The sequence below is a fragment of the Wolbachia endosymbiont of Menacanthus eurysternus genome, assembly GCA_029715105.1.
In the GTDB taxonomy this organism is placed as follows: Bacteria; Pseudomonadota; Alphaproteobacteria; order Rickettsiales; family Anaplasmataceae; genus Wolbachia.
The window spans coordinates 662,194-675,087 of record CP085695.1; the positions used below are offsets into that span (position 1 = coordinate 662,194).

Consider the following 12,894-nt stretch of genomic DNA (forward strand, 5'->3'; position numbering starts at 1 on the left):
AATAAGTAACCCCCCATACTTAAAACAAAAGCATAAAATCATTCTATTTAATTTTTAAGGGATTAAACATAACTTGTTAATTCTTCCTAAGACTATATTCTTTTTTTAATTTTTTATTTAAAAGTTCTAAAGTTGAATATAAATTACTATTGCTCGATAAACAAATCACTTCTTTATTAAGATAACTAGCTAAATAATTCTTCTTTTCGAGAATTTCTAATTCTTCATATAAATCACACTTATTTAATGCTACAACCTCCTCTTTCCTGATAAGATCAATATTGTAATACCTAAGCTCATTATGAATACAATTATATGCAGAAATAACATCATCTTGAGATATATCAATTAAATGAAACAAGATTTTGCATCTTTCTATATGTTTCAAAAATTTATATCCAAGTCCAGCTCCACGATGAGCATTGGGAATTATTCCTGGAATATCTGCTATTATAATTTCCCCATCACTTACTTTTGCTACACCTAAATATGGCCTTATTGTAGTAAATGGATAATCGCCTACCTTCGTATCAGCATTCGAGCAACGAGTTAAAAATTTTGACTTACCAGCATTTGGCATACCAACAATACCAACATCGGCTAAAACTTTTAACTTTAATAACACATACTTTTCCTCACCAGGCTGACCGTAAGTAAAACGCCTTGGCGCTCTATTAGTAGAAGACTTAAAATTCATATTCCCAAGTCCACCTCTTCCACCTTGTACTATTTGAAATTTCATTCCAGATTTATTAAGATCTACTATAACTTTCCCGCTTTCCATATTGATTATTTGTGTCCCAACTGGAATTTTAAGTACAATATCTTTCCCAGCTATACCGGACTTATTCCTATTTGCTCCTCTTTTTCCATTACTTGCTTTAATATATTTTCTATAACGAAAATCAAGCAAAGTATTAAGATTTATATCACTGATAAAAACTATATTCCCGCCCCTCCCCCCATTACCACCATTTGGACCACCAAATTCAACAAACTTTTCCCGACGAAAACTTACACAACCATCACCCCCATTACCAGCCTTTAGATATAATTTGACTTCATCTACAAAATTCATACAAACCATTACAATACTTAGCATTTCTTCCCAGCGCGCTCTCTATTCTTAACAACTCATTATATTTTGCAAGCCTATCAGAGCGTGATAATGACCCAGCTTTTATTTGTCCACAGTTCGAAGCAACTGCTATATGAGATATCGTTGTATCTTCTGTTTCACCTGATCTATGAGAAATAATTACTTTATAACAATTTGATTTCGCTATCTCAATAGCAGCGAAAGTTTCCGTCAATGTACCTACCTGATTTGGCTTGATTAATACAGCATTTGCAATTTTTCTTTTTATTCCTTTACTTATTAACTCGCAATTTGTAGCAAACAAATCATCACCGATTAGTTGAATCTTATCTCCAAGTCTTATAGTAAGTAAACTCCAATACTCATAACTATCTTCACTTATTGGATCTTCTATAGAAATTAGAGGATATTTTTCCACAAGATCACAATAATATTTAACTACCTCTTCTGAAGAAAGCTCTTTATTTCTAAATTTATAAACTCCATTTTTACAAAAGGTTGACGAAGCTACATCAAGACCTAATGCAAAATGATCCTTTATCGAATAACCCACAGACTCTATGGCATAAATTATCAAATCAAAAACCTCCTCAACATTCTCAATATTAGGCGCAAAGCCTCCTTCATCTCCTACATTTACACTGTAACCATTCTTTTTTAGAATATTACGTAAATTATGAAACACTTCTGCAGACATTCTAATTCCTTCGCTAAAAGTCTCAGCCCCAATAGGAATAATCATAAATTCTTGAAAATCTAATTTATTATCCGCATGCACTCCGCCATTAATTATATTAAAAAATGGAATCGGCATAACATTTGCCTGCTCTCCTCCTAAATACCTGTATAATGGTATTTTAAAACTATTCGCTACCGCTTTTGCGGTAGCTAGAGATACGCCTAAAATTGTATTTGCTCCAAGTTTTGATTTATTTTTTGTCCCATCTAACTCTATTAAAACATTATCAATCATGGTCTGATTCGTTGCATCCATACCAATAATTCTATTCGCTATTACTTTATTTACAAGCTGAACAGCCTTAAGTATTCCCTTGCCAAAATACCTTTTTTCATCGTGATCTCTCAATTCTAACGCTTCCCTTTTACTAACTGAAGTCCCAGAAGGTACAGATGCCCTACCTATTGCTCCATCACTTAGTTCAATTTCTACTTCAATAGTTGGATAACCTCTGCTATCCAAAATTTCTCTTGCAAATACACTATTAATTATCTGTTTTACCATAAACAAAACCCTTTTTATTTAATATAAAAAGCTGCAGTCTCTTTTGCCAACTTAACTATATTACTACCAGCACCAATAAACAATACTATATCATCTGGGCTCGTAAAGTCATCAATAAAATGTGAAATAAGCAAAGCACTATTCATAATCTCAACTTTATTAAACCCATTGTTAACTAAAGCTTTTTTCATATCATAAACTCCGCAACCAGGAATCGGCCTATCATCTGGGGGATGAACAGAAGTAAGAATAATGTAATCAAACATCATAAAAACTCGTATAAATTCATAAAAAAAACTACGAATACGAATAAAACGCAGTGGCTCAATAATCCCTATCACTTTCTTTTTAGAAATAGAGCGTGCCGCTTTCAGAGTTGCATATATTTCGTTCGGATGATGAGCATAATCTTCGATTAATCTAATACCTCCTTTAATAAAAGCAATTAGAGAAAATCTCCTTGCTACCCCCTTAAATCCCAATAGACCTCTTCTAATATCAGAATCACTAATCCCAAGCTTTATCGCTACAGATATTGCAGCTAAAGCATTACTAATCTTATGAATACCAACTGCATTTGATAGTATCACATTTTTCATAATTCTAGTTCTTAAAATTAAACGATGAGATAATAATGAAACATTTCGTCGTAATAAATAATTACTATATTTCTCTCTCTTTGTTATTTTTAGATTGGATAATGTAATCCAACTATTTTCATCAAAATTAATTGATACATCAAACCTTATACTATCACTGTACTGTTCTATATTACTAGCTCTTATATCACCATTCTTAAACCCAAATGTCAAACCATTATAATTAATACTCGTAGAATGAGGTGTTATAGCGAAATCTGCCTTATTCACAAATTGAAAAAATGCATCTTTGATATTATCAAACGTACCATAGTAATCTATATGATCATTATTAATACTTGTTATAACGGCAATATTTGTAGGAATTTTTAACATAGTTCCATCAGATTCATCTGCTTCAACTAAAAAAATATCACTCTTACCAAATTTTGAATTATTACGATAAGAATTTAATACCCCACCCACAATTACAGTTGCATTAATTCCAGAATAATCAAAAATAGAAGAAATTATTGCAGTTGTTGTAGTCTTTCCGCTTGAACCAGAAACTGCTATTACATATTTATCTCTCATAATCTCAGATAATATTCCTGATCTATGTAGAATGATTTTTCTATTATCCCTTGCAGCAATTAATTCTACATTATCAGATTTTATTGCCGAAGAATATACAACTACTTTAGCTTGCTTAACATTATCAGCACTATGACCGATGTATATTTCTATACCTAACTTTTTCAGTCTATCTATATTATCGTTTGATTGTATATCACTACCTTGAACTTTATAATTTAAATTATGAAGAATTTCGGCAATTGCACTCATTCCAATTCCACCTATACCAATTATATGTATTATTTTTTTTTTAATATCATTCATATTTACAGTAGATACTAACTACTAAATTTATTATAGTAAAATCTGAAATCCTCATAGTTTTGAATAAACCCTTTCTCCAAAATAAATGAGAAAAAATCTAACTTTTTTATGCTTAATATTTGCTCTAATAAATAGTTGTAATTCTAGAAATAAATGTAACAGTACTTTAGGTTATTATAAAATTGGAAACAGCTATACTATAAATGGAATAACTTACCATCCTAAGTACTGCAATCAATATGAAGAAATAGGAGTAGCATCATGGTATGGAATAGAAGATCATGGTACTCTTACAGCAAATGGTGAAATATTTGATCGCAATTCAATTTCTGCAGCACATAAAACCTTACCAATGCCATGTTTTGTTCTAGTTACTAATCTAGAAAATGGAAAAAAACTCATAGTAAGGATTAATGACAGGGGACCATTTATTGATGGAAGAATAATAGACCTCTCAGAAAAAGCAGCAAAAATCTTAGGATTTCATAAATCTGGACTTGCGAAAGTAAAAATTCAATATCTAAAAAAAATGTCAGAACGATTAATACAAAAAGCCCCACATTATAAAATGCAATATAAAAAAGAAATGCAAAAATACCTTACAAAGCAAAACGGTACAGAAAACATAGGATATATTGCGTTTTTTGAAAAAGCTCAGATTGCTAAGTCTGTTGCATCAAAACTTCGTAGTCAAGGAATAAAAAATGTTAGATTACTTTTTAAAAATAATAAATATTGCGTAAGAGTAAATTATAAATAAAAGCGGCGCTATAATTAAAGTAAATCATTTTAGTAAAGTAAAATAAAATTACAAAAACTTTACAAAATAAAAACACTTAATAATAAGCACTAATTGTTCACTGTTGCAACAATTACAAAGTCTTAAAACCTCAAAGTCTCCTATATAAATTAACCATACCAAATTAAGTTATAGCTAGAAACTTTTTTATAATAAAGAAGTAATCCACATAAGCTAACTTATTTCTCTTCAGAGAAATTTTTAAAAACAAATAAAATAATATAATATAAAATTTTATAAACTTATGATTAAATTCATAATTTTATGAAATCTACAAAACCTAATTAATAAAACAAATAAATAAAAATCAATACTAATTAATTTAGTTATAAAATTAAATAAAATTTTTATAAATCATTCTTTCAAAACATTACAACTTTTACATGCTGCAAAATAATACTATTTATATCTCAGATATATAAATACAATTAAATCTACAAATCAAAACTAATCGTGAAAACTTTCTATATTATAATAGAACAACAAAAAATCAAAACTTAAAAAGTTTTACATACACATATAAACACTAAAAATTTGAGTAAAATCAACTAATCTTTACAAACTCTCTCACTTACTTTTTATAATTTTAATCTTCTAAAATTCATTTATTAAAATAAATACACCTCTTACAGACAGAAACATTTTCTAAGGTTCAGCAAATAAAACTTAATATATATTAATAATTAATTTTAAAATCAAAAATAACATATAAACAAAACAATTCTTTTAAAACACACTTTTCATTGCATTTACACATTTACTAATTTGTATTTCAGAAATTATCTATCTTAATATAAAATTATTATAACACACATTATACTAATAAAAACCTTTCATTAGAACTTCAATTATCTATAGAATAAACTTACCTTATCCTTTCTACCAGAATCACATATTTAAAATAAAACTTATAAAAACCTTTTTTAATTGATTAAATATTTCACATACTCATTTACAAAATAAAATTAAAAGATAAATTTTTATCAATTCCCTCGATTGAATCAATAATAATTGAAATAGCATTTCTCACTTTAAACAACATTTAATTAATACCTAAATTAAATACTCTAATTAAATTGAAAGTTTTTCCAATAACAATAAAATCTCTATTGCAAAATTATAAATTTTGACCTATATTCCTGCATATATGAGATATAAAATTGCTGTTGTTGGAGCAACAGGAAAAGTAGGACGTGAAGTACTAAATATACTTTCTGAATTCCAAAATGAGGAAAAAATTTCAATAGATTCTATTGTCGCACTCGCATCAAAAGAGTCAGATGGAAAAAAAATAAGCTTTGGTGAAAGAGAATTAAATGTCTTATGTCTTGAAAATTATAATTTTTCTAAAACTGACATAGCAATTTTTTGTTCTGAAGCAGATGTTTCTAAAAAATATGTACCAATTGCAACTAAAACAGGATGTATTGTAATAGATAACAGTTCTTATTTTAGAATGAAAAGTGGCGTACCATTAATTATTCCAGAAATTAACAAAAAAAAAATCATAGGATATAAAAATCACAATATAATATCTAGTCCAAATTGCACTGTAATACAAATGCTGTTAGCATTACACCTACTGCATCAAAAAGCAAAAATAAAAAGAATTGTTGCTTCAACTTATCAATCAACTTCAGGTGCAGGTAAGGCAGCAATGGATGAACTTTATTATCAAACAAAAAAGATCTTTATGAACGAAAGTAAAAAACCAGAAATATTTCCTAAGCAAATAGCGTTTAACTGTATCCCTCATATCGGAGAATTTATGAGAGATGGTTCTACAATAGAAGAATGGAAAATGCGAGAAGAAACAAAAAAAATTTTAGAAGAAAATATAAAAGTTACTGCAACTTGTGTAAGAGTTCCAGTTTTTATTGGTCATGCTATGACAGTAAATGTAGAATTTCATCGAGCTATAACTGAAGAGCAAATTTATAAAGTACTATCTGAAGAAACAGAAAATAACGGAGTTTTAGTATATGATAGACGAGAAAATGAAAAGTACGCAACTCAAATTGATGTTGTACAAGAAAATGCTGTGTATGTATCACGCATTAGAAAAGATAATACCATTAAAAATGGATTGAATATGTGGATAGTAACTGATAACTTACGTAAGGGTGCGGCATTAAACATGGTTCAAATCTTTGAAATTCTAATAAAAATATTACAATAATTTTATTCAATCCCTGTAATTTATTTCATTACATTGATAGAAGATATATTATTCAATTGCAAAATATTCATTGTAATTTTACAAAATTAACCACTCTCGCTAACTTTAAGTTAATAAAGATGATTTTTGATAATTCAAATATAAACAACTCTATCAAATGATAAAAATCCCAACATTCTAGTTCTATTAATTCATTAAAATAACAAAACCAATATTTTATATCTATCTCCTCTAAGAGAGGAATCAAATTCTAATATATTTTAACCAAAAACTACCCATATAATCTTTATACTTACTTATATATACTTTTTATTTCGTTATTTTGTTAATTATATTTAAAATTATAACAATAATCTTCAATTCCCCATCCATCATTAACATTTATTTAATTTATATTTCAAATTTTCAAAAATCTTAACACATTTAAGTTCCTTATTCCATTAAGGTTCTTTGCATTAAAATGCAAGACATCATAAATAAATGGCATATATATAAAATTATCAAAATCTTTCTAATTATAAATTTTTAACTCTAACACCATCATTATCACGTTGAAACTTCACCACTGGCTCTACAGTTACTTCTTCTAGTTTATGAAACTCCTCTAGTATTGAAGCTTGAAGATTATTTGATAATTGTTCACCAGTTACCCAATAAATCAACTCATCAAATGACAAACTACTTGATTCTAGATCTGTTTCTAATAACATATTATCATAACATTCTTCCAACATTAAAGCACAATTAACCGCAAAAGTTCCTACCACATGTTGCTGATTATCCTTTTTTTCTAAAATCGCAGAATTTGGAAGTAAACTAGCAAAACTATTTAATGCTGAAAATTCATCTGTAGGCTTTTTCCTCTGCCTTAACTGCCTGCTATCTGTATTAGAATGCCTCACAACGGAAGAACTTTCTGCTTCAAAAGCATTACTAGCATTACTTTTTGAATAAAAACGCTCTAAAATATGCTTAGCTCCAACCGTAGATTTTATCTTTAAATATTTTTTATAGTCCTCCTTTTGTTGAGAATTCAACTGATTAAATAAAGTCCTAAATAAAAAAGTAGATTGACTAGCAATAACATCGAGCGTATTAAATGCAAACCCATTTCTCTCCCTAAATAAATCATATAATACACTAAGCGCTTCATCTCTCTTTATTGAACTCAATATACAATACATAGCCTTAGCATTACATTTCATTATCGTTGTACGGAGGTAATGTTGCTTGTAATGATAACCGAGCTCATAAAATACCTCTCTAAATTTATTTATCTGTCCTCTATGAACTAATCTATTCAAATCTCTTACTATTTTATCATATACATTATTGCCACCATTACGCATTTTTTTACTATCATTACTCAGCATTAATTACTATAAATTTCTACAAAGAAATCAATAAAAATAAAATGACCAATTATTATTTTAGCAGTTATAAAAATCAATTCCCCTACCTAAAGAGAACATAAACAACCCTCACTAATTCCTATTATTAACATTAACCATTTACTCCTCCTGCAAGTTTCTCTGCTTCACTTCTTGAAATTAATACATCAATAAACTCATCTAATTCACCTTCCTTTATAACTTGTTCTAACCTGTGTGAAGTAAAATTAATTCTATGATCTGTTATTCTTGATTGTGGAAAATTATAAGTTCTTATACGCTCAGAACGATCTCCAGAACCTATTTGATTTTTCCTCATAGTTGATCTTTCTTTCTCTTTTTTTTGTCTTCTAATTTCATATAATCTTGCTCTCAATACTTTAAGGGCCTTAGCTTTATTTTTATGTTGCGATTTTTCATCTTGCTGTACTACAACTATCCCACTTGGAAGGTGAGTAATTCTTACCGCACTATCAGTTGTATTTACTGATTGCCCTCCTGGACCACTAGACCTATAAACATCTATCCGTAAATCTTTTTCTTCTATTTTAAAATCAATTTCTTCAACTTCTGGCAATACTGCAATAGTAGCTGCTGAAGTATGTAGTCTCCCTGAAGATTCAGTTTCCGGTACTCTTTGCACCCTATGTACCCCTGATTCAAATTTTAATCTTGCAAAAACCTCTGTTCCATTAATAAGTGCAGAAGCTTCCTTGTGTCCACCCATACCTGTACTTGAAATACTTATTGGTTCAAATTTCCAATTTTTCCTCTCAGAATATTTTTGATACATACGAAATAACATTGCCGCAAATAATGCTGCCTCTTCTCCGCCAGTACCAGCTCTAATCTCTAATATTACATTTTTTGAATCATCTTCATCTTTAGACAAGAGTGCTAATTCTAATTTAGATTTTATTTTTAGCAATAATCTTTGCCTCTCAAAGAGTTCTTCTCTTGCTAATTCTTTTATATCATTTTCGCTACTTTCATCTCTAATGATCTCCTCTAAATCTAAAACTTCTTCTTTTAAAGAATTATACTCATCAATTATTTCAATAATTGGCTTAAGCTCAGAATATTCTCTTGAAAGATTAATAAATTCTTTATGATTTAAATCGGTGATAAAATTCTCTAATCTCTTCCCTATATTGTTAAATTTTTTTTTTAAATCTTGTAAATTATTTTCTATATCAGTATGAATTGAGCGTGACATAATACAAATACACTTAAACAAAACCTTCGACAAAAACAACTAAATAAATATATAAAATATACATTAGTGACCAATACCTCAACATTTTTTAAATTTTTATATTTAATCGAATTCAAATTATAAGATCCCCATTTTTCTATAAAATTACCACTAAATAAACTTATCTTAAACATAATGTAAAGGAATCCAAATGCTATTAGAACAACTCTTACTACTCCTCAATTAAGGGAGTGAATTACACACTTCATATTTATATTCACATACCTAAACATATGCCTAAATATGAGAATTAATCTTTTGCTCTCATTTTAATCATGAAGTAACCATTTTACAAAGTAAAACAACACAACTTATAAAAAATAATATTATGGATTATATTTAACTCGAAACTTAAGATAAGTTTTGTATTTATAAAAATAATAAAAACAAAACTTAAATTAAAAATAATAGACAAAATTTGTTGATTACGTGTAATAAAATTAACTTAATGCATGCTTTAATAAAAATCAAAAAAATCTTAATTCCTCTCTAAGAAAAATTCAAAAATAGATTAATGATAAAAATACATCAACTCATCACTTAATAAACGCACTAATTAATATGAAACATTAAATAAAAAGAAAAATGAAAAATAATAAATTTTCAAGAAATAAGATACATTTTAAACAAAAAGCAGAAATATTGCTCGAAGTACTTTCTAATATACCAACTTTCGTTGGCGAAACTTTCGTTATTAAATGTAGTAACATAACAATTTCAGACAAAACACTACTTAACTCTTTTGTACATAATGTTATCTTATTAAAACAACTTGGTATAAATCCAGTTGTAATTCATGATGGAGAATATGAAATTAATTCTGTATTAAAAGCTTTAGGCATGAATAATAAAATTATAAACAATACTAGACTTACAGATAAAGATACCATAAAAATCATTGAAATGGCACTATGTGGCTCAGTTAATAAAAAAATTGTTCATCACATAAATAATGCTGGTGGTTCAGCAATTGGATTATCTGGAAAAGATGGTAGCCTAATAAAAGCAGAAAAAGCGAGTATCTTTTTCAAAGAAAATGAATCAAGCAATATTGAAAAAATATTAGATATGGGATTCATTGGAATACCAACTGAAATCAATCCTGATATATTGTTTTTTTTTGAAGAATCAGATTTTATACCAGTTATCGCATCTATTGGTTATGGTATAAATAAAGAAACATATCATCTTGATGCAAACAGTACAGCAAGTGCCGTAGCGATTGCTATCTCTGCATCTAAAATGATAACCTTTAGTGATGTATATGAAAAAATAGATAAAATTGGTAGTAAAAAAATATCTGTTAAAAATCTAAATGCATCGATTAATTGCGGTAAAATTAAAGAGGAAAAACTTATCAAAAAGCTTATGACGTGTGCTAAAATGGTAGAAGAATGTTCTGGAACTGCTCATATAGTTAATAGCAGAATACCTAATATTCTAATTGACATATTTACTGAAGATAACCTGAGCATATCAATTGTGCACGACATATAAAATTGTATACAATATTAATTATATAAACCATATAAAAAGCAGTGTACCTAATTTCAGACAAACAACGTGATGACTTATATATTATAAAATAACCAACAGATCTTCTTTATATCTAAAAATCTTCTCTATCTATTGCCATTAGCTTCCATCTGGCAAAATAGATTATAAAATTCCATATCTTAGCAAAATTTATTATCTTGAAAAGATAAAATTTTGATGCTATCTATCTATCATAGATTTCTATATATTTATACTATGAGTGTAAAAAATAAGAAAGCATATAATTCCAAGGTAAAATTACCAATATTTCTCGATTATCAATCTACTACTAAAGTAGATCCTCGTGTTTTAGAAAAAATGATACCTTATTTCAGTAAGTTTAGTAATGCACATTCTCGTAGTCATTCATTTGGATGGGCAGCTGAAGAAGCATTAGAAAAAGCAAGAAAATATATTGCTAATCTAGTTAATGCTGATAGCAAAGAAATTATTTTTACCTCAGGTGCAACTGAATCAAATAATACCGCAATAAAAGGTGTTGCTCACTTTTATAGAAATAAAAAAGATCATATAATAACAGTCTATACAGAACATAAATGTGTCTTAGATTCTTGTCGACAGCTAGAAAACGAAGGCTTTAAAGTTACATACTTACCTGTTAAACAAAATGGAATTATAGATTTATCAAACCTTGAAAATGCGATTAACAATAAAACAATTCTCGTTTCAATAATGATGGTAAATAACGAAATAGGTGTAGTACAACCAATAAAAGAAATTGGCGTAATATGTAAAAAATATAACATATTTTTTCATACAGATGCAGCTCAAAGCTTTGGAAAAATACCAATCGATGTTAATGAAATGAATATTGATCTTATGAGTATTTCTAGTCATAAAATTTACGGACCTATGGGAATAGGTGCATTATATATACGAAGAAAAAACCCTCGTGTTAGATTAATACCACTAATTAATGGTGGTGGACAGGAAAGAGGTATACGATCAGGAACAGTTCCAACTCCACTTGCAGTTGGTTTTGGTGAAGCAGCACGTATTGCTAGAGAAGAAATGGAAACAGAAGCAATTAAATTAAAAGAATTAAGGGATATCTTATATAACGAAATAAAAAAAACATTTCCCGATGTTATTTTAAATGGTGATTATGAAAACAGAGTTTCTGGAAATTTAAACCTAAGTTTTCCATATATTGAAGGCGAATCTCTTATTATGGCAATTAAAGACTTAGCGGTAAGTTCAGGTTCTGCATGTACATCTGCATCTCTTGAACCTTCTTATGTTATAAGATCACTAAATAATAACCACGACCTTGAACACTCATCAATCAGATTTGGTCTTGGTAGATTTACAACTAAAGATGAAATCTTATATGCAGCAAACCTTATTACTAAAAATATTGGACGACTAAGAGAAATGAGCCCGCTATGGGAAATGGTCCAAGAAGGAATAGATTTAAATACTGTAAAATGGGATTCTCCTCACTAACTCAACTTATAACCATTTTGAATGGTTATAAATTACAAAAAATTCTCTAACTTTATCATAATCTTCTTTAACATGGATTTATATAAAACATACAAACACCTCTTTATAAATGAACACAATCTCATTTTAGATGATCATAAAAGAAAATATATAAGCAAAAAAACTCCCGATTGCTAATGTGACCTTCTCATCTTTACCTAACCTACTAACAGAAACACCCCTATATACACACGCTATCAAATTCTTCCTTTTTATAGCGGAGAATTTATTTATTATTCCTACACTTATACTCAATTTATATCCTCTCTAAAATATATAATTTTTTAAAAATCAAACGCAATGGGCAATGACAGATTCGAACTGACGACCTCCTCGGTGTAAACGAGATGCTCTACCAGCTAAGCTAATTGCCCAAATAAATTCTAAAACTCAATACTATTTTTGTAA

General features: G+C 28.4%; 9 protein-coding genes and 1 tRNA gene. 4 read left to right on the plus strand and 6 right to left on the minus strand.

Annotated elements, in window-relative coordinates; all coding sequences use genetic code 11:
* Positions 1–76: 76 nt before the first annotated feature.
* From obgE to murC, 3 genes are read right to left on the minus strand one after another with little or no spacing between them, the layout of a single operon-like run.
* Complete coding sequence (gene obgE / locus LJI21_02705) at positions 77–1,078, minus strand: GTPase ObgE (GenBank protein ID WFW29979.1); 1,002 nt, start codon at positions 1,076–1,078, stop codon at positions 77–79.
* On the minus strand, positions 1,062–2,342 hold the full coding sequence (gene eno / locus LJI21_02710) for a phosphopyruvate hydratase (protein WFW29656.1): 1,281 nt from the start codon (positions 2,340–2,342) through the stop codon (positions 1,062–1,064). The genes obgE and eno overlap by 17 nt, the downstream gene beginning before the upstream one ends.
* 14 nt (positions 2,343–2,356) lie before the next feature.
* Positions 2,357–3,820: a UDP-N-acetylmuramate--L-alanine ligase gene (gene murC, locus LJI21_02715; protein ID WFW29657.1), complete on the minus strand. Its 1,464-nt coding sequence runs from the start codon at positions 3,818–3,820 to the stop codon at positions 2,357–2,359.
* A gap of 85 nt (positions 3,821–3,905) precedes the next feature.
* Between murC and LJI21_02720 the strand changes: the two genes are divergently transcribed.
* Positions 3,906–4,580: a septal ring lytic transglycosylase RlpA family protein gene (locus LJI21_02720; GenBank protein WFW29658.1), complete on the plus strand. Its 675-nt coding sequence runs from the start codon at positions 3,906–3,908 to the stop codon at positions 4,578–4,580.
* A gap of 1,186 nt (positions 4,581–5,766) precedes the next feature.
* Positions 5,767–6,798 (plus strand): aspartate-semialdehyde dehydrogenase, encoded by a 1,032-nt coding sequence (locus LJI21_02725; GenBank protein ID WFW29659.1) that lies wholly within the window; start codon positions 5,767–5,769, stop codon positions 6,796–6,798.
* 515 nt (positions 6,799–7,313) lie between these two features.
* Here LJI21_02725 and LJI21_02730 read toward each other — a convergent pair.
* Positions 7,314–8,171, minus strand: a complete 858-nt coding sequence (locus LJI21_02730; protein WFW29660.1) for a hypothetical protein — start codon at positions 8,169–8,171, stop codon at positions 7,314–7,316.
* 130 nt (positions 8,172–8,301) lie between these two features.
* The gene (gene prfA, locus LJI21_02735) at positions 8,302–9,405 is read right to left on the minus strand and encodes a peptide chain release factor 1 (GenBank protein WFW29661.1); all 1,104 of its coding nucleotides are present in this window, start codon (positions 9,403–9,405) and stop codon (positions 8,302–8,304) included.
* 624 nt (positions 9,406–10,029) lie between these two features.
* Here prfA and LJI21_02740 point away from each other — a divergent pair.
* Positions 10,030–10,941 (plus strand): acetylglutamate kinase, encoded by a 912-nt coding sequence (locus LJI21_02740; protein WFW29662.1) that lies wholly within the window; start codon positions 10,030–10,032, stop codon positions 10,939–10,941.
* Positions 10,942–11,196: 255 nt separating this feature from the next.
* Complete coding sequence (locus tag LJI21_02745; GenBank protein WFW29663.1) at positions 11,197–12,447, plus strand: IscS subfamily cysteine desulfurase; 1,251 nt, start codon at positions 11,197–11,199, stop codon at positions 12,445–12,447.
* Positions 12,448–12,787: 340 nt separating this feature from the next.
* On the opposite strand, the gene LJI21_02750 is transcribed toward LJI21_02745, so the two are convergent.
* Positions 12,788–12,860: transfer RNA gene (locus tag LJI21_02750), tRNA-Val, on the minus strand.
* Positions 12,861–12,894 lie beyond the last annotated feature (34 nt).

Excerpts from the sequence above, each read along its gene's own strand:
- LJI21_02745 (WFW29663.1), top strand. The coding sequence starts at position 11,197 with ATGAGTGTAAAAAATAAGAAAGCATATAATTCCAAGGTAAAATTACCA.
- prfA (WFW29661.1), bottom strand. The coding sequence starts at position 9,405 with ATGTCACGCTCAATTCATACTGATATAGAAAATAATTTACAAGATTTA.
- LJI21_02720 (WFW29658.1), top strand. The coding sequence starts at position 3,906 with ATGAGAAAAAATCTAACTTTTTTATGCTTAATATTTGCTCTAATAAAT.
- obgE (WFW29979.1), bottom strand. The coding sequence starts at position 1,078 with ATGAATTTTGTAGATGAAGTCAAATTATATCTAAAGGCTGGTAATGGG.
- LJI21_02730 (WFW29660.1), bottom strand. The coding sequence starts at position 8,171 with ATGCTGAGTAATGATAGTAAAAAAATGCGTAATGGTGGCAATAATGTA.
- LJI21_02740 (WFW29662.1), top strand. The coding sequence starts at position 10,030 with ATGAAAAATAATAAATTTTCAAGAAATAAGATACATTTTAAACAAAAA.
- LJI21_02725 (WFW29659.1), top strand. The coding sequence starts at position 5,767 with ATGAGATATAAAATTGCTGTTGTTGGAGCAACAGGAAAAGTAGGACGT.
- eno (WFW29656.1), bottom strand. The coding sequence starts at position 2,342 with ATGGTAAAACAGATAATTAATAGTGTATTTGCAAGAGAAATTTTGGAT.
- murC (WFW29657.1), bottom strand. The coding sequence starts at position 3,820 with ATGAATGATATTAAAAAAAAAATAATACATATAATTGGTATAGGTGGA.